The sequence below is a fragment of the Duganella sp. Leaf126 genome (assembly GCF_001423125.1).
GTDB lineage: Bacteria > Pseudomonadota > Gammaproteobacteria > Burkholderiales > Burkholderiaceae_D > Rugamonas.
Genome location: NZ_LMNW01000031.1, coordinates 1 through 18,877, shown reverse-complemented (window position 1 = coordinate 18,877; position 18,877 = coordinate 1). Strand labels below are relative to the sequence as shown.

The following is an 18,877-nucleotide window of genomic DNA, read 5'->3' as shown; positions in this document are numbered from 1 at the left end:
CTCGATGCAAAGCGCATCACCAAGACCCGTCATGCGAAGGGCCTCGCCACGGCCTGCCAGGCACACGGCATCGCCACGCTCGCGGCGCCGCTTGCCACGACCGCATCGGTGTCACGCGTACAGCATGGTCATTGTGATGCGCGCGCCCGCATGGTCGTCGCGGAAGTCGCAGCTGGCCGCGCCGTGCGCGAGCCGGGGGTCGAACAGCACGGCGCGGTTTTGCCGGTAAGCGATGTGGCGGGTGCGGCCATCGCGGTCGCGGATCACCATGCCGCCGCTGGCGCTGTCCAGATTGGCGGTGTCCGGCGTGAGCCAGATCTGCAGTTGCCAGCCCCCGGCTGCGCCATGCAGCGATTCGCCCGGCAGGCGCGGCGGATGCTTGCCGGCCTTGAGTTCCAGTAATTGCCGGCCGTCGCCGAACACGCCTTGCGCTATCTGTACCAGCAGCGGGCAGTTGAAGCCGTTATCGTAGGTGGCGCCCAGCCGTCCGTGGCCGTGTTCGCTGAACCAGATCGTCGATTGCAGGCAAAAGCGCCACAGCTCGTCCAGCGCCTCGCTGGATAAAAAATCGTCGATAACGGTGATGCCATGGCCGGGCGGCGCGCGGCGGACGGCCGCCAGCGCGTGGCCGGAAAATGCCTGCGCCACGCACGGCGTCGGGCGCAGGTGGATGATGCGGTCGTAGACTTCATCGATGGCGTCCTGTTCGTCGCTGCTGAGCAGGGTGCGCCGGTCATGCCGGCTGTGTTCGCTGCTGCCGAATCGCGTTCCCCGATCCGGTTCCAGCCATGGCGCCATCTGTGGTTGCCGCTGCGGTTCCCACCATGGTCTCCGGTACGCTTCCAGCGGCGGGTTCAGCATCGTTGCCGGGTGTGATGCAGGACGTGGTTGCGTGCGCGCTTGCAGCCGCGCCGCCAGCCGGCGATAGCGGGCGATGATCGGCGGGAAGGCGTCGCCCAGTACACCGAGCTGGTGCAGATATTCGAGCTGGGCGGCGTCGTGGCAGAGACGGTCGCTGGTGACGGCCACCTCGTACAGCGGCAGCAGGCGCTCGGCCAGCATGCCCGGGTACCAGCGGCTGCCGCGCCGCAGCGCCGTGTGCATGGCGTGATACCCGGCAGCGAGCTGGTGCTGGTGCTCGCGCGCAGCCTGGCGCGACAGCGACGCCAGCGTGGCCAGCGCCCCCGGCCCGTCGTCCGCGTGACGCGCGTGCCAGAACACGAACGCTTCCTCGAAGCGGTGCCGCTCGATCAGGGCGTTGGCAAAGCTGGCGGCAGGCTTGGCGGACATGGCGGACATGGCGATTCGCGGCAGACGATGGACGGCAAACGATGACGGCAAACGATCAAGGCAAACGATAAGCAGCAGGCATTAGGCGGAGTGATCGGCTTATCTTATGCGGTGGCGCAGGCAGGTCCCTGCGCTGGATCAATGCGCGGTATGGAACCGAAAGCGTCGGCGGTGGTCTGCAGTCAGGACGCCGCTGGCGTGTCGGGAGCGGCGCCGCCGTCCAGCATCAGGCCGATCGCTGCCGGCGGCGATGGCCGGCCCAGCAGGTAGCCCTGGGCCATGTCGCAGCCGTATTGTTCCAGCAGCAGCAGTTGCTCGCCCGTTTCCACGCCTTCGGCCACGACTGCGAGCTTGAGGCCGTGCGCCATGGCGATGATGGCGCGCGTGATGGCGGCGTTTTCCGAGTCCTGCGGCAGGCCGCTGATGAAACTGCGGTCGATCTTCAGCGCGCGGACGTTGAAGCGCTTCAGGTAATTCATCGACGAGTAGCCGGTACCGAAGTCGTCGATCGACAGGTACACGCCGATCGCTCGCAACTGTTCCAGCGTGACCATGGTGGCGCGGGCGTCGTCCATCAGCGTGCCTTCGGTCAGTTCCAGTTCCAGCAGGTGGGAGGGCAGGCCGGTGTCCTGCAGGGCCGAGAACACGATCTGCGCCAGGTTGTCGTCCTTGAACTGCTTGGCCGACAGATTGACTGCCACCCGCAGCACGTGCTGGCCTGCCGTCTGCCAGTCCATGGCCTGGCGACAGGCCGTGCGCAGCACCCATTCGCCGATCTGAACGATCAGGCCGGTTTCCTCGGCCAGCGGAATGAATTCGGTGGGCGAGATGACGCCGCGCTCGGGATGGCGCCAGCGCACCAGCGCTTCCACGCCCACGATGCGGTTGCTGGCGACGGCGATCTGCGGCTGGTACAGCAGGTACAGCTCGTCGTTCTGCAGCGCCTTGCGCAAGCCCACTTCGAGCTGCACATGGCTCATGATCTGCATCGTCAGCGACGAGCTGTAAAGCTTGGCATTGTTCTTGCCGCAGCTTTTGGCGTGGTACATGGCCGTGTCGGCGAACTTGAGCAGCGAGCTGCAATCTTCGCCGTCTTCCGGGTACAGCGAGATACCGATGCTGGCCGTGACGAATATTTCGTGGGTGTCGATCTGGAACGGCCGCCGCATCGCTTCCTTGACCCGGTGAGCGACGTTGAGGGCGTTTTCCACGCGTTCCAGGTCCGGTATCAGGATCGTGAATTCGTCGCCGCCCAGGCGCGCCAGGTTGTTGATGCCGACCTCGGTGCGCGAGACCAGGTCGCTGGGCCGCGTGGTGTCGCGCAGCCGCTCCGAGACCGCCATCAGCAGGTGGTCGCCGACGTCGTGGCCCAGCGTGTCGTTGATGCGCTTGAAGGCGTCGAGGTCCATGAACAGCACGGCGAACTTCTTGTTGCCCTTGCGTGAGCGAACCAGTTCGGCCTCCAGCGTTTCGAGAAAGGCCTGACGGTTGGGGATGCCGGTCAGGCTGTCGCAATAGGCGAGCCGGCGGATCTGTTCTTCGGTGCGCTTGCGCTCGCTGATATCGCGCACCAGGCCCAGCACTTCATTGGGACCGGTGGCCACCAGCCGCGCCTCGAAGTGGCGCACCGGCGCCGCCACCGCGTGTTCGCCATGCCGCGGGCGCAGCGGCGCGGCGCCGCTGGTGACGGGCAGCTCGTAATCGAGCGAACTGATACGTTGCGTGTCGAGCACGGTGTGCACCTTGTCCAGCATGCGGCGGGCGATGTCGGACGGCAGCACGTCGTTCAGATGGCGGCCCACGCATAGGTCGCTGGAAAACACGTCGCTGGCCTCGTGGCCCTGCTCGTAATCGAGGTAGTAGCCATCCTTGTTCATGCGGAAAAACGTGTCCGGTATCGCCGCCAGCACCGCGCGGTGCTGGGCGTCGGCGATGCGCAGGCGGATGATGGCGTCGGAGGCGCGCAGCACGTACAGTACGCGGTGGCCGAGGATGGGCCAGTTGATCGGCTTGGAGACGAAATCGGTGGCGCCCGCCTCGTACGCACGCGTTACCGATTCAAGCTCGTCGCCGCCGGTGACCATGATGATGGGGGCTGCCGGATGGGTGTCCAGGCGGCGGATTTCGCGGCAGACCGCAAAGCCGTCCATGCCCGGCATCTCCACGTCAAGCAGCACCAGGTCCGGCGCCAGCTCCTGGTAGCGCGCCAGCGCTTCGACGCCGTCCGCGGCTTCCACCGCGTCGAGCTCGACCTGGGCCAGCATTTCCAGCATCAGCAGGCGCATCACGGGATCGTCGTCGGCCACCAGGACCAGGGCGCGGCTGCGGGGCGGGGGAGTGGCCATGTCAGAGTTCCTTTTCCAGTAAAGCCCCCAATGCCTGTCGCACGGCCTGGAAGGAATGTTCCATGTCTGCCAGCAGCTCGGCGGCGCCAGCGGTGGTGTTGTTGCGGCCCAGCTGTTCGAGATCCTTGCAGCGCTGCGACAAGACCAGCGCGCCGACGTTGGCGCTGCTGCTCTTGAGCGTGTGCGCGGTCTTGCGCAGCTGGTCGGTATTGCCCGCTTCGATCGCCGTGTGCAGCGCCTGCAGATGGGGCGGCGTGTCGGCCAGGTACGCGTGCAGCACCCGTTCGAGCAGCGCCTCGCCGTGGCTGGCGCTGAGCGCGCGGATATTGGCCAGCGCCTGGACGTTGATCGCGATGTCGCCGGCGGGCCCGGACGCGGCGGGCGACGGAGGCAGCACTGGCGGCTTGGCGCCGATGCCGGGTTCCTGAGCCAGCGCGCACGTTTCAGCCCCGGCGGCACTATCGGCCCGACCGGCGCTGTCGCCGAGCGTGGCAGCTTCGGCAGGCTTGGCAGGCTTGAGACGATCGGAACGCTCAGTGCGATCTGCGCGCTCGGCGCGCTCGACGGGGGCGAAAAGATCGACAGGATCGACAGGATCGAAACGCTCGACAGCATCGAAACGCTCGACAGCATCGAAACGCTCGACAGCATCAAAACGGTCGCCAAGGCCATCGACGTCGGCGCTCCCTGCGCCATCGACACGTGCATCGATATCGGCAGCAGCGGCTCCCGGCAGTCCCGGCGCAGTACGGGGCAGCGTGATCCAGCGGGCGATGGTCTGGGCCAGTGCCTGTTGCGTGAACGGCTTGCTCAGGTAGTCGTCCATGCCTGCCGCCAGGCACGCTTCGCGGTCGCCTTGCAGCGCGTTGGCGGTGATGGCGACGATCGGCAGGCTGCGCGTGCGTCCGTGCTGCTGTTCGCGGCGGCGGATGGCGGCGGTGGCGGCGAAACCGTCCATCACCGGCATCTGGCAATCCATCAGCACCAGGTCGAAGTCGCCCGACTGCAGTCGCAGCAGCGCTTCCTCGCCGTTGCAGGCACGGCTGACGTCCAGGCCCAGGCTTTCGAGCATGGCGCTGGCCACCTCCACGTTGACCGGGTTGTCTTCGGCCAGCAAGACCTTGCGGCTGCGCCGCTGGCGTGGCGGTGGTCCCGAGGCGCTCAGCGTGTCCACCGGCGGCGCGGCCGGGGCCACGGCTGCAGCGGGCGGCGTGCCGTTGCGGTGGCGCGGCTGGCCCGTCGGCGCCCGCAGCGCCGGCAAGGCGCCCGGTGTGGCACGGCTGAACAGGCCGTAATGCAGATCGCATTCGCGCGCCGGCTTGATCAGCTGAAAAGCGACCCCGGCGGCGCGCTGCTGGACGCTGTCGGCGGCATCGCGCTCGGTGCTCAGCAGCAGGATGCGCAAGTCGGCCAGACCGGGCTCGGCGTGGATCGCGGCGGCCAGCGCCAGGCCGCTGGTGCGCGGCAGCGCCATCTCCATCAGGACGGCGTTGTAGGGCTGGCCGTCTGCTGCCGCCTGGCGCAGGACGGGCAGGGCTTCGGTGGCGGTGCTGGCGGTGGCAGCGATGCGCCAGGACGCCAGCAGGCGTTCCAGCTCGCTTCTGCTGGCGGGGTTGTCATCGACGATCAAGGTGCGGAGTCCGTGGGAGGTATGAATGGGATCGTCTATATCGACGCGCGGCTTGTCGAAATGTACGGCGAACCAGAAGATCGACCCTTGCGTCAGCGCATGATCGACACCGATCGTGCCGCCCATCAACTCCACCAGCTGCTTGGAGATCGCCAGGCCCAGGCCGGTGCCGCCATGCTTGCGCGTGGTCGATCCGTCCGCCTGCGAGAACGAATCGAAGATGCGCCCGCGCGCCTCGCTGGAGACGCCGATGCCGGTGTCGTGCACCTCGAAGCGCAAGCTCACGCGCTGGGCGTCTTCGGCCGCCACTGCCACCTTGACCGTGATCTCGCCGGTGTCGGTAAATTTGACAGCGTTGCCGAGCAGGTTGAAGATCACCTGGCGCAGCCGGTTGGGGTCGCCGCAGATGGCGACCGGGATGTCGCAGGCCACCTGCAGTTCCAGCCGCAGGCCCTTGGCGTCGGCCTGGGGCGAGAACACGTGGTCGATATCGTGGAGCAGGTCGCGGAAGTTGAACTGGATGTATTCGACCGTCAGCTTGCCGGCCTCGATCTTGGAAAAATCGAGGATGTCGTTGATGATCACCAGCAGATGTTCGCCCGAGCGCTTGACCATGCTCGTGTAGTGGCGCTGCTGCTCGTTCAGCCGGGTGGCCAGCAGCAGCTCGGTCATGCCCAGCACGCCGTTCATCGGGGTGCGGATCTCGTGACTCATGGTGGCCAGGAAGGCGCTTTTCGCCTGGCTGGCCGCCTCGGCTGCGTTCTTGGCCTTTTCCAGCTGCTCGGTGCGCACGCCCACCTGGCGTTCGAGCTGGTCGCGGTACTGGGCCAGGGCGCCGTCGCGCGCTTCTACCTGGGCCAGCATGTCGTTGAAGCTGTCGATCAGGGCGCCCAGGTCGTCGCCGCGCTGGTGCAGGATGCGCTCGGTGGGCTGGCCGCGGCTGACCTGCTGCGCGGCCGCGATCAGCCGCGCAACCGGTTCGGTCACGCTGCCGCGCGAGCGGGCCGCGAACAGCAGCGCCGTCATGAACGCCAGTGCAGCGGCAACGACTGCCGCGCCCAGGCTTTTCAGGATGTCGAACCACATCGGCAGCGCGCTGCGCTCGAGCAGGATCACCCCGGCAGGCTCGCCGTGCCGGACAAAGGCGCGATAGACACGGTTGGCCGGCATCCAGGGCGGGCCGCTGGGGCCGGCCGGTTCGGCTGCGGGATCCGTGTCAGCTTCGCCCGCCGTACCGCTTTGCGCGCCACTCGTCATGTCACCAGCCAGCGCGCCTGCCCTGGCGTCTGTGCGCCCGCCTGCCGGGGGGGCCGCGCGGCTGCCGCCAGGCAGTCCGTCACCGGATGCCGGCGTGGCCCCATCGCCGGCGCCACTGGCCGACAGGTCGTCGGTCTGCAGATGAGCGGACAGCACCTCGGCCGGTAACCGCTCGGGTGCAGCCTGAGACTGCCGCAGACGTGGCGAACTGTAGCGTGCCAGCAGGGCGCCGCCGCGATCGTACACGGCTGCCTGCAAGATGTCGCGGTCGTGGGCCAGCGCCTGCAGCTGTTGTGCCAGCTGCCGGTGGTCCTGGCCTGCGGCGGGGGGTTTGCCGGGACCGTCGCTACCGCCGGCGCCGAGCACGGCGGCCAGCGTCGCCAGCTGGCCGAGCTCTTCTTCCTGTCGGTTCATGAACGAGGTGCCGGCAAACGTCAGGAACACGAGCAGCAGCGCGCTGCCGGTCGAGAGCATCGAGAGCATGGTCAGCCGCTGGCTCAGGCCGGAAGGTTCGTGATGGGACATCGGAGATTCCCTGAAAGCAGGCTGATCATTTAGTGCCAACAGGAAAAATATAGCCAGGAAGTCGGAGCGTTATTGATCTGGATCCAAACCGCGTCCGATGTTGTGCCTGCTACCGATAAAAAAAGGCGGACCGGGCCTGCGCCTGCTCCGCCTTCGGCTGCCGCCAGCGCGGCTGGCGTGTCCCGCCATCAGGCCGGGCACAGCCCGCCGGCAGCGGCAACCTGCCTGCCCGGCGCGCCCTGTTTGCGGCGCATCAAGGCCAGGCCGGCAAAGCCCAATCCCATGATCGCCAGCGTGGCCGGTTCCGGCACCGCCTGGGCTGCGAACGATTGCGACGAATCGACCTTCAGGAACGGCACCGTGGTGGGCGTGCTGCCGTCCCACATCATGGTGGGCGTGAAGAACGACGGTACGTTGGTGGTGCCGGTGGTCTTGTCCTGGAAGATGGCGCCGGTGACAACGTCGAGGTAGTTGGCGTCGACATAATCGATCACGAAGCGGGTGTCGAACGAGCCGGTGCCGATGCCGTTGACGGTCGAAAAGCTGGCGTCGTTGAACACCAGGTGGCCCGACAGGATCAGCAGGCCGTCGCCATCGGGGTCGCCCGGCGCCGTGCCGCAGCCGGTGGAGGTGGCGCCGGCGCCGTAGCAGGCCACGGTGCCGTTGCCGTTGCCGGGCACGGATTTGCTGCTGCCCGCACCGGGCGTGATGCGGTCGAAATAGATGGCCAGGTTCTGCACGCCGGCGCGCAGCGGATCGACATCCATGGCAGCGGCCTGGGCGGGCGGCAGCGTGAAGTGGGCGGTGCTGGCGTTCTGGCTGTCGACCAGTTCCTGGAAGCGCACCACCTTGCTGAGCTCGAAACTCTGGTTGAGGCCGGCCGGCGTGACCAGGGCCGGGGTGTTGCTGTTGGACATGGTGCCGACCACCATCTGCGAGCGGAACTCGGTCAGATAGGGCGCGGCAGCGTTGGCGCCACCGACGCTGGCGCCGGGGACGAAGCCGCTGGTGAGCCCGGTATCGGTGACGTGGGTCCACAGGTCGGCGTAGGTGCTGTAATTGCCGCTGCCGGTCGGATCGAAACCGATCGCGGGGCCGGCAATGGCAGTAGGGGGGGCGGCCAGTGCGGCGGCAATCGTCGCGAAGGTGGCCAGCGCGGTTGGGCAGTTTTTCATGGTTGCTCCCTGAGGTGGATGGCGCCCGGAAATCGGGACCATGCCAGCCCTGGAGCAAAACCCTTGCCAGCGCTCATGAACGCTGTGAAATCAGGCACTTGCGCGCAGGCAGCAGCGCGCGGCGGACGGCAGTGTAAAAAAATCCGTCAGCAGCAGCCGCCGCGCTTGCCGGCCCCGCCGTAGCGGGCCTCCTGGCGTTCCTTGAAAAACTCCTCGTACGTCATCACCGGCTCGCCCGGATGGGTCTGCTCGCGGTGGCTGACGTAGGTGTCGTAATCGGGCAGGCCCATCATCAGGCGCATGCTTTGCCCGAGGTAGCGGCCGGCCTTGGCGATTTCGCCGAGCATCGTTACACCTTGGCGCCGGCTGGCGCCAGCACCAGCGGCCCCTCGTTGACGGTGGGTCCGCTGCTGGCGCGCGCCCTGACCACGGTGCGGATGCCGAATACCAGCACACTGAGCACAACGATCACGAAGAAGCCGGCCAGACCGGCGTCGAGGTAATCGTTGAACACCACCTGCTGCATCTGCGCCATCGACTTGGCCGGGGCCAGGATCTTGCCTTCGTCGATGGCGCCCTGGTACTTGGCAGCGTGCGCCAGGAAGCCGATTTTCGGATCGGCATGGAACATCTTCTGCCAGCCGGCCGTCAGCGTGCACAGCAGCAGCCAGACGGTCGGCACGATGGTGACCCACGCGTACTGGCCGCGCTTCATCTTGAACAGCACGCAGGTACCGAGCATCAGCGCGATCGCGGCCAGCATCTGGTTGGCGATGCCGAACAGCGGCCACAGCGTGTTGATGCCGCCCAGCGGATCGACCACGCCCTGGTACAGGAAGTAGCCCCAGGCCGCCACGCACAGGCCGGTAGCGACCAGGTTGGCGAAGGTGTTTTCGGTCTGCTTCATGGCTGGCACGAAGGCGCCCAGCAAGTCCTGCAGCATGAAGCGGCCGGCGCGGGTGCCGGCGTCCACGGCGGTGAGGATGAACAGCGCCTCGAACAGGATGGCGAAGTGGTACCAGAACGCCATCATGGCCTGGCCGCCGATCGCGTTCGACAGGATGTGGGCCATGCCCACGGCCAGCGTCGGGGCGCCGCCGGCGCGCGAGATGATGCTGTGCTCGCCCACGTCCTTGGCAGTCTGCACCAGCATTTCCGGGGTGATATAAAAGCCCCACTGCGAGATCGCGGCGGCGGCCGATTCCGGCGTGGTGCCGATCAGGGCAGCCGGGCTGTTCATGGCGAAGTAGATGCCCGGCTCGATGGTCGAGGCGGCCACCAGCGCCATGATGGCGACGAACGACTCCATCAGCATGGCGCCGTAGCCGATGTAGCGGGCGTGGATTTCGTTTTCGATCATCTTGGGCGTGGTGCCCGAGGCGATCAGCGCGTGGAAGCCGGACACGGCGCCGCAGGCGATGGTGATGAACAGGAACGGGAACAACGAGCCGGCCCAGACCGGGCCGGTGCCGTCGATGAACTTGGTCATGGCCGGCATTTTCAGGTACGGCGCCACCGCGATGATGCCCACCGCCAGGCCGACGATGGTGCCGATCTTGAGGAAGGTGGACAGGTAGTCGCGCGGCGCCAGCAGCAGCCACACGGGCAGCACGGAAGCGACGAAACCGTAGCCGATCAGCATCCAGGTCAGCTCGGTGCCGGTGAAGTCGAACAGCGGCGCCAGCGCAGCGTGTTCCTGCACATACTGGCCGCCGAAGATGGCCGCCATCAGCAGCACGAAGCCGATGATCGACACTTCGCCGATGCGGCCCACGCGGATGAAGCGCGAATACACGCCCATGAACAGCGCGATCGGGATGGTGGCCATCACGGTGAAGCTGCCCCACGGCGAGTGGGTCAGCGCCTTGACCACGATCAGCGCCAGCACGGCCAGGATGATGACCATGATCATGAAGGTGCCGAGCAGGGCGATCATGCCCGGGATCTGGCCCAGTTCCGACTTGATCAAGTCGCCCAGCGAGCGGCCGTCGCGGCGCATCGAAATGAACAGCACGATGAAGTCCTGCACCGCGCCGGCAAACACCACGCCCGCCAGGATCCACAACATGCCGGGCAGGTAGCCCATCTGCGCGGCCAGCACCGGGCCGACCAGCGGACCGGCGCCGGCAATGGCGGCGAAGTGGTGGCCGAACAGCACGTTCTTATTGGTGGGCACGTAATCGAGGCCGTCGTTGAGGCGCTGCGCCGGCGTCAGGCGCCTGGCGTCCAGGCCAAGCACGTTTTTGGCGATGTACAGGCTGTAGTAACGGTAGGCGATCAGGTAGACGCAGACGGCGGCGATCACGATCCAGATGGCGCTGATCGACTCGCCGCGCTTGAGGGCGATGAAGCCCAGCGCAGCGGCGCCCAGCAAGGCGACGACGGCCCAGCCCAGCTTGGCAGCGAGGGACTGGGGGACGGGTGCAACAGGTGTCATGCTTCCTCCAAGGAATGGGTGCTGCTCTTGCCAATACGGCATGCTGGCAGCTTATGGCGAGTATTCACGAATTACATAATGGAGGCAAGCGCAGGATTACGCACGCGCGCTGCGTGTTTCTACGTAGGGGGATGGTGCGGCACAGGCGTAAAATCCCGGCTACAGTCCATCCACGAGCACACCCCGATGAAGTTGCGGCAAAAAGTCATTTTCCTGGCCATCACGCCGCTGATCTTCGCGCTGTGCGCGATCGCGCTGGCGGTGCGCCACCAGTCCGCCCTGCTGGCCCAGCAGCAGCGCGACACCATCCAGCAGGCCTACCTGAGCAGCAAGGAGGCGGAACTCAAGCACTACGTGGCGCTGGCCTCCCATTCGATTTCGCACCTGGTCAATTCCGGCCGCAACGACGAGGCCACCCGCAACGAGGCCAAGCGCATCCTGCAGTCGCTCAGCTACGGCGATGACGGCTATTTCTTCCTCTACGATATGCAGGGCAACACCCTGATGCATCCGCGCCAGCCCGACCTGGTGGGCCGCAACCTGTACCAGATGCGCGACGCGATGGGCCGGCCGACAATCCAGAACCTGCTGCAGCGGGCCCGCAACGGCGGCGGGCTGGAGCGCTACATGTGGGTCAAGCCCTCGACCCAGCAGGCGGTGCCCAAGCTCGGTTACGTGATCGCGCTGCCCGAGTGGGGCTGGATGATGGGCACCGGCATCTACCTCGACGACGTGGACCGGGCGCTGGCGCAGATCGACACCCAGCAATCGGGCAACATCCACAACACGATGTTGTGGATCGCCCTGATCGCGATTGCTGCCGCGCTGCTGGTGGCCGGCGCCGGCCTGGTTCTCAATATCAGCGAACACCGGGTGGCCGACGCCAAATTGAAGGTGCTGGCGCAGCGCGTGGTGGAGTCGCAGGAAGAAGAGCGGGCGCGGCTCTCGCGCGACCTGCACGACGGCATCAGCCAGTGGCTGGTGTCGATCAAGCTGCAGATCGAAGCGGGCATGATCCGGCTCGCATCGAACCGGCCCGACCAGCAGCAGGCTGCGACCGCCGTGTTTGAACACGCAGCGGACCAGCTCAGCAACGTGATGGGCGAGGTGCGCCGCATTTCGCACAACCTGCGTCCGGCCATCCTCGACGACCTGGGGCTGGCCGCGGCCCTGCATCACCTGGGGCAGGAGTACACGCTCAGCTCCGGAACCCCGGTACACTTCGATAGCACCGGCGTGGTCGATGTCCTGTCGGACGTGGCCAACACCGTGCTGTTCCGGGTGGCGCAGGAAGCGCTGACCAATATCGAACGCCACGCCGGGGCCAGCCACATCGGCATCCGCCTGACCGGCAGCGCCCACGGCGTGACCTTGCGCATCAGCGACGACGGCAGCGGTTTCGACGCCGAGCGTATCGCCCTGCATCCGAAGCACGGCATCGGCCTGCGCAACATGATGGAGCGGATGGACGCCATCGGCGGGCGTTTCGGCATCGTCTCGTCCACCGACGGCACCGTGCTCACGGCTTACGCCGCCAACAACAGCTAACCAGGCAGCAAACACCCATGACGACACCTATCAAAATCCTGCTGGTCGATGACCACCCCCTGGTGCGCGACGGCCTGCGCGCCCGGCTCGAAGCGATGCCGCAATTCGAAGTCGTGGCCGAGGCCGGCGGCGCCGCCGAAGCGCTCGAACAGGCGGCGCACCACCCGATCGACCTGGTCTTGATGGACATCAATATGCGCGGCGCCAACGGCATCGAGGCGACCGCGCAGTTCAAGCAGGCCTTCCCCCGTATCGCCGTATTGATCCTGTCGATGCACGACAAGCTCGAATACGTGTCGCAGGCGATCCAGGCCGGCGCGCGCGGCTACGTGCTCAAGGATGCACCAGGCAAGGACATCGTGGTGGCCATCGAAACCGTGATGTCGGGCGGAATTTATTACAGCGCCGCACTGGCGCGCCAGCTGGCCCAGCCGCAAAATACCGACAACCAGCTGACGTCGCGCGAGCACGAGGTGCTGCGCCACATCGCCAACGGCGAATCGAACAAGCAGATCGCCCGTGCGCTCGACCTGTCGGTGCGCACGGTGGAAACGCACCGCCTCAACATCAAGCGCAAGCTCGGCATCGAGGGGCAGGCGGAACTGATCCGTTTCGCGGTCCAGCATGCACAATAGGCACGGGCAATTTTTGTATGGTTGCAACACTTTAGAGTCGCTATCCTAATACTATTAAGCAATTCCTAATATTTCGTGTTTGCTGGGCAATATCTGCTATATTCGGACTACTTGTAAATTGCAATTATGTAAAAATATAAAGTTAATTTCCATGTGGTAAGTTCTATTAATTTCGTCATATGGCACATAGCACAGGGTACGCACAACGCGCGCTGAATCTTTCCAGGGAAATCGATGCCAGCGACCGATAACCAGCCGTTCCCGCTCGCGGAACTTGCGGCAATCTCCGACGCCCGGTACGCCTGGGTGGCGCTCCTGCTCACCCCGCTCGCGGCCGGTGGCCAGCACGACCCGGACGCCGCGCAGGGTGTGCAGGCCGACCATCCGTTCCAGGCTGCGCTCACGCTGCTCAAAACGCCGGGCGCGTTCGACCTGCTGGCGCCGCTCGACATCGTGGTGCCGGTGACCGCACCGGCCCGGCTCGAACTGGCGCAACTGTCCTCCCTGCCTGTCAACCGCGTGCTGCTGCGGGTACCGGCTGCCGCGTGCGCCGATCCTGCAGCGCAAAAGAAGCTGTCCGCCGTGGCCGATGCCGGTTTCCGCATCATGATCGAGGGTGTCACCGCGGGCCCCATTGCCACCCTGTGCGGCGCCCGCGCGCTGATGATGGACGCTGCGCTGCACCTGCCGCCGGTCGTGGCCCTGGCCGGCCAGCCCGGTCCGCACCTGGCGTCGCACATGCGCAGCGAAGCGCGTCTCCAGGTCTGCGCCCAGGCCGGCTTCAGCTGGTTCACGGGCGACTTCGCCACCAACCCTGAGCGGCATGGCGATGGCGACAACGGCAGTGCCGGCGACGGTACCACGCGCAAGCGCCTGCTGGCGCTGTTGGGTTTGCTGGCGCGCGACGCCGACACCCACGAACTGGAACTGCTGCTCAAGCAGGATCCGTCGCTGTCTTACCACCTGCTCAAACTGGTCAATTCGGCCGCTTTCGCGCTGAGCTCACCCGTGCACAGCTTCAGCCAGGCGATTAACGTGCTGGGCCGGCGCCAGTTGCAGCGCTGGTTGCAATTGCTGCTGTACGCGCGCCAGCAGGACGATGGCCTGCCCAATCCGCTGCTGCCGCTGGCGGCCGTGCGGGCTGCGCAGATGGAAGCGCTGGTCGCCCTGCAAGGTGGCGACCGCGACCGCCAGGACATGGCGTTCGTCACCGGTGTGTTCTCGCTGCTGGACGTGTTGCTGGGCATGGACATGACCGAAATCGTGGCCGCCCTCAGCCTCGACCTCGACGTGGTGATGGCCTTGCTCGACCGCGCCGGTCCGCTCGGCGACTTGCTCAAGCTGCTCGATGGCGGCGCGCAGGCCGACGCGCAGCGCCGCCTGGCGCTGGCCGACGCCGGCATCGATGCCGCAGCGTTCTGGCAGACGCAATTACAAGCCCACCAGTGGGCGCTGCAGGTCAGCCGGAGCTTGTAACCATCATGCGCACCTCTTCCCAGTCCAGGCCGATCAGCGATTTCATCACCAGCAGCGCTGCGCTGTGCGACGCCGTGCTGCGGCTGCGCGGCCAGGCGCTGGTGCAGGAGCTGGGGCGCATCGTGCGGGGCGTGACCGACAGCCCGCTGGGCGAGTACCTGCCGGCCGACGCCGCCTCGCTGCTGGCGACGCTGCCAGCGCCGGAAATCCATGCGGCCAACGACGCGCCGCTGCCCACGCTGACGCAGGATATCTGGTTCGACAGCAAGTACTTCGGCCGCTTCACCGTGTCCGGTCGCCACGACTACAGCGACAGCGACCGCCAGCACCTGGCCAGCCTGGCCGCGCTGGCCGGCAGAGTGTTGCAGGTGCACTCGCTGGCGCAACGCACGACCCACGCTTACACCCAGGTGGAAGCGCAGCTGCAGCACCAGGCGCAGATCCTCGATCATATTCACGAGTCGGTGGTGACCATGGACATGAACGGCTTCATCCTCAGCTGGAACAAAGGCGCCGAACGGCTGTTCGGCTATACGGCGGTGGAGGCGGTGGGGCGCAACATCTTGTTCCTGTACGAAGACGAGGACATGGGATTCGACGATCCGTTCCTGGAGCAGGGCGGGCGCCTGATGGAAGTGCGCCGCAAAAAGAAATCGGGCGAAGTGTTCTGGGCCAGCCTGTCGCTGTCGCCGCTGTGCGACGCCAACCAGCGCTCGGTCGGCCTGATCGCCTACCTGACCGACATCACCGAGCGCAAGATGGCCGAGGAGCGCATCCACCACCTGGCCTATTACGATGCGCTGACCAACCTGCCCAACCGCACCCTGCTGACCAAGCTGGTGGACCAGGCGCTGATGGTGGCCCAGCGCGCCCGGCTGCACGGCTGCGTGCTGTTCATCGATCTCAACCGCTTCAAGCTGATCAACGATACGCTGGGCCGCAAGATCGGCGATGCGCTGCTGTGCGAAGTGGCGCGGCGCTTCCGCACCGTGCTGCGCGACCAGGACCTGGTGGCGCGCCTGGGTGGCGACGAGTTTGCCGTCGGCCTGTTCGACATCGGCCAGCACTTCGAAGCGAGTATGGTGGCGCAAAAGCTGCTGGCCACGCTCAACACGCCGATGCTGATCGACGGTCACGACCTGCGCGTGGGCGGCAGCATCGGCATCAGCGTCTATCCGCAGGACGGCGACGACGCCGAAACCCTGCTGCGCCTGGCCGACATCGCCATGTACCGCGCCAAGCAGGAAGGCGGCATGGGCGCCGACGGCGACCACGTGGCCTTCTACAGCCAGGACATGAACCAGGGCATGCAGGAGCGCATGCGCATCGAAACCGGCCTGCGCGCCGCGCTCGGCAACGGCGAGCTGCTGCTGCACTACCAGCCCAAGTTCTGCATCGAAGACGGCAAGATCATCGGCGCCGAAGCGCTGGTGCGCTGGCGCCATCCGGTGCGCGGCCTGGTGCCGCCGGCCGAATTCATCCCGCTGGCCGAATCGACCGGCCTGGTGGTGCAGGTGGGCGAGTGGGTGCTCGAAGCGGCCTGCGCCCAGGCCAAGCTGTGGAAAGACGCCGGCCTGCCGCCGATCCGCCTGGCCGTCAACGTCTCCGCGCGCGAATTCACGGCCTCGCTGCCGGGCCGCGTGCAGGACACGCTGACGCGCTACGGCCTGGAGCCGAGCTGGCTGGAACTGGAAATCACCGAAAGCACGCTGATGCACAATATCGACCGCGTGATCGGCATCATGGACCGCATCACCGCCATCGGCGTCACGCTCTCGCTCGACGACTTCGGTACCGGATATTCGAGCCTGTCCTACCTCAAGCGCTTCCCGATCGACACCCTGAAAATCGACCGCTCCTTCACCATCGGCCTGCCAGACGACGCCAACGACTGCGCCATCGCCAACACCATCATCAGCATCGCCCAGCAACTCAAGCACAAGGTGATCGCCGAAGGCGTGGAAACCGTGGAACAGCTGGCCTTCCTGAAAAACAGCGGCTGCAATGAAGTGCAGGGCTACCTGTTCGCCAAACCGCTGGAAGCGGCCGCCTTCGAAGAAGCCCTGCGCGCCAACTGGACCCCGGGCCGGGCGCACCGGGCGGCGTAGTTGTCGCCAAAGCAGGGGGGAATCTGTATAATGCCGGCACAAAGGAAGCGTGGCCGAGTGGTTGAAGGCAGCAGTCTTGAAAACTGCCGACGGTGTGAGCCGTTCGTGAGTTCGAATCTCACCGCTTCCGCCAATAATTGCATATAAGTTGCTGATTTTATTGGATTTTTTTTGGTTTTATGCATGACTAACTATCAAATTGACTATCAAGTCAAGATTTGGTTGATGGTTGGTTGAATATTTCTATGTGGAAATCATTCGCTTTCGTGGAAATAGGTCATGAACCGTATTAGCGGCTCGCTACCGGCTCATGGTCGGATGCTTGTGCCAGCCCGAAGTTCAAGCCCTTGCCACCTTCGTTAGCGCTTTATAGCCCTATGCGAGTTGCAGTACATCGACCTTTGTTCCAGATCACTGCGGACCAGCCATCATCATGTCGTAGTGGGCTTCTTGGTTCGCCTTGACAAAGACCTGCTTAAAGATTTCTACATACACATCGATTGAGGCTTGGTCGAACGTGTAGAACGCGTCATCGTGGGAAAAATGCGAGCCATCGTTTACCCACGCGAACAGTGAACGACACATGGCCTTCTGCTGGCCCTCGAACTGGTCGCAAATCTTGTCGAAATCGTTTCGACCTAAAATCTTGAAATAGTTTTCAAGTATTCTTCGCATTGTATTCTGGACCGTCAACGGAGACTTCTCCTCGCGGCGCAGCTCGGCCCATAGCAAGTCGTAAGAGGTCTTGATGGGGTTGGGTAGGTGCTGTTGAACTGTGGCCCCGGCGTCGCCTTTTCTGACGGTCCAATATGTCCGCTCACCCGCCTTGGTGTCTTCGCGATGGTTTGAGGTGTAGGTCACCTCCTTGTGGAAGTAGACGTTGTGCGTGAGGATAAAAATCTGTTTGATGTTGCCCTTGTTCTCACGCACGTGGTCGAACAGCGACTTGATCAGGCTGCTGACGATGAACAGCACGTCACTGTCCAAACTGGAGACAGGATCGTCGAATACCACGACTCGGTCGGCCGTCATTCCGCTCTCGTTCTCGCTGCCTTTGAGTAGATGATAGAAGTAGAGGAACGTAACGAACGACCGCTCGCCTTCACTGAGCGATTCCTTGGCGTCGCTGCCATTGGAGCGGACCAGTTTGTAAAACGGGCCATCGTCCGCCTTGGCGAGTGCGAAGCTTCGAAAGCCAAATGACTTCAAGAGGGCGTTGATTCCATCGACGGTGGGCTCGATGCTCGTCGCTGACTTCTCTAACGTTTTGATGTCCTTCCCGGCTGTAAGCTTGGATGCACCGGCCTCTTGGATTTGCCCGCTCAGTTTCGTGATCGCGGCCACGAGCCCTGCGCGCTTGGTGACATATGCGGCCAGGTCTGCTTTGAGCTCCACTTCCAGAACATACTTCCACACTTGGCCAGTCAGGTCGGAGCGCTCCTTGGTGATATTCTGAGCGATCTTGTTGTGGGCTGCGACGGCGGTGTTGGCCTCCGCTATCAGCTTCACGGCGGCGGCAAGCATTTCAGCCAGCGATTCGAGCTGAATGGGGAGACTCGGTTCCTTGCGCTTGTTGGATATCAGGAGCGTGTTCGTGGCGAGCCGCGACTCAATGGCCGACTGCTCGGCAACGAACGCCGCCATGTCCATGAACTTCGATTCTGCGTCGGCAACCGCTTTTAGCCTCGCGCGTAAGGCGTCAGCGTCGCGGGCGTAATTGTTTTGCATATCGGCGATGGCCTTGGTGTCCTGCTCGAACGTCTCGTCAAAGTAGCTCGACAGGCTGGCCTCGAAGCCGTCGATCACCTTCTGCTGGCAAAATGGACACGTGGGCGCGCTCTTTCCGTAGAACACTTGGCCTTGTTTGACCCAGTCGCTGCTGCCCAGCCGCTGGATCAACTCAGCGATATTCACGTCCTCCTTGCCGATAACCTTCTTAGTGAGGATTGGATTTGATTCGTGCTCTGTGACCCCGGTGGCGCCAAGCGCCGGAACCGCAGACTCAATGGTGGGAGTCGGCCCGAAAACGGTCTTGGCCTTCTCGGTTAGATAGTTCAGCGGTTTTAGCTCGGCCTTGTTCGACGCCATCTCCGTGAGCGTACGCTCCTTGAATCGCTCGGAGCTATTGCGAGAGCCCGTGAACGCCTCCTTAAAGATGTTTGCGTGCTTCTGCTGCTGAGCCCAGCACTTGTCCTTGATGTGTGCTTCAAGCTCGACCAGTTCCCCTTTCTTCCCCGAATTCTGGTCCGCGCCATGGAGTGTATTGCTCAACTGGTCGATGGTCTTGCCTATCGCGTCAGCTTCGGCCTTTTTCGCGGCGATGGCGTCGAGGTTGGCGATGTCCTGCTCGCCCTGAATCGCCCCGGAAATTTAGGAGGCCGTTTGGTGTGAGTCAGGTGACATAGCCTGCTCGGAAAGTTGTTGATAGTAGTTTGCCTCAGCTTCGGCCGG

At 64.8% G+C, this 18,877-nt stretch carries 11 protein-coding genes and 1 tRNA gene; 5 read left to right on the top strand and 7 right to left on the bottom strand.

Going from position 1 to position 18,877, the window contains the following annotated elements; all coding sequences use genetic code 11:
* Nucleotides 1-111 precede the first annotated feature (111 nt).
* From ASF61_RS13475 to ASF61_RS13450, 6 genes are all read right to left on the bottom strand, one after another.
* Complete coding sequence (locus ASF61_RS13475) at nt 112-1,299, bottom strand: hypothetical protein (protein WP_056156660.1); 1,188 nt, start codon at nt 1,297-1,299, stop codon at nt 112-114.
* 173 nt (nt 1,300-1,472) lie between these two features.
* On the bottom strand, nt 1,473-3,635 hold the full coding sequence (locus ASF61_RS13470; protein WP_056156657.1) for a bifunctional diguanylate cyclase/phosphodiesterase: 2,163 nt from the start codon (nt 3,633-3,635) through the stop codon (nt 1,473-1,475).
* Between the two features lies 1 nt (nt 3,636).
* Entirely contained in the window at nt 3,637-7,047 is a 3,411-nt protein-coding gene (locus ASF61_RS13465) for a hybrid sensor histidine kinase/response regulator (RefSeq protein ID WP_229205848.1), read from the bottom strand.
* Nucleotides 7,048-7,235: 188 nt separating this feature from the next.
* Nucleotides 7,236-8,222, bottom strand: a complete 987-nt coding sequence (locus tag ASF61_RS13460; protein ID WP_056156654.1) for a PEP-CTERM sorting domain-containing protein — start codon at nt 8,220-8,222, stop codon at nt 7,236-7,238.
* A 146-nt stretch (nt 8,223-8,368) separates the two neighbouring features.
* Entirely contained in the window at nt 8,369-8,569 is a 201-nt protein-coding gene (locus ASF61_RS13455) for a YbdD/YjiX family protein (RefSeq protein WP_056156653.1), read from the bottom strand.
* Between the two features lie 2 nt (nt 8,570-8,571).
* Nucleotides 8,572-10,659 carry a carbon starvation CstA family protein gene (locus ASF61_RS13450; RefSeq protein WP_056156651.1) on the bottom strand — a complete coding sequence of 696 codons (2,088 nt, stop codon included), beginning with the start codon at nt 10,657-10,659 and terminating at the stop codon, nt 8,572-8,574.
* Nucleotides 10,660-10,845: 186 nt separating this feature from the next.
* Between ASF61_RS13450 and ASF61_RS13445 the strand changes: the two genes are divergently transcribed.
* The 5 genes from ASF61_RS13445 to ASF61_RS13425 all read left to right on the top strand — a co-directional run bounded on the left by ASF61_RS13445 (nt 10,846) and on the right by ASF61_RS13425 (nt 16,559).
* Nucleotides 10,846-12,207: a cache domain-containing protein gene (locus tag ASF61_RS13445; protein ID WP_056156650.1), complete on the top strand. Its 1,362-nt coding sequence runs from the start codon at nt 10,846-10,848 to the stop codon at nt 12,205-12,207.
* A 17-nt stretch (nt 12,208-12,224) separates the two neighbouring features.
* Nucleotides 12,225-12,842: a response regulator transcription factor gene (locus ASF61_RS13440; protein ID WP_056156648.1), complete on the top strand. Its 618-nt coding sequence runs from the start codon at nt 12,225-12,227 to the stop codon at nt 12,840-12,842.
* A 234-nt stretch (nt 12,843-13,076) separates the two neighbouring features.
* A complete protein-coding gene (locus ASF61_RS13435; protein ID WP_056156646.1) occupies nt 13,077-14,318 on the top strand; it encodes an HDOD domain-containing protein in 1,242 nt (413 codons plus the stop codon).
* Nucleotides 14,319-14,323: 5 nt separating this feature from the next.
* A complete protein-coding gene (locus tag ASF61_RS13430) occupies nt 14,324-16,426 on the top strand; it encodes a bifunctional diguanylate cyclase/phosphodiesterase (protein ID WP_056156644.1) in 2,103 nt (700 codons plus the stop codon).
* A gap of 43 nt (nt 16,427-16,469) precedes the next feature.
* Nucleotides 16,470-16,559, top strand: a tRNA-Ser gene (locus ASF61_RS13425).
* 278 nt (nt 16,560-16,837) lie between these two features.
* Here ASF61_RS13425 and ASF61_RS13420 read toward each other — a convergent pair.
* Entirely contained in the window at nt 16,838-18,766 is a 1,929-nt protein-coding gene (locus ASF61_RS13420) for an AAA family ATPase (protein WP_255354572.1), read from the bottom strand.
* Nucleotides 18,767-18,877 lie beyond the last annotated feature (111 nt).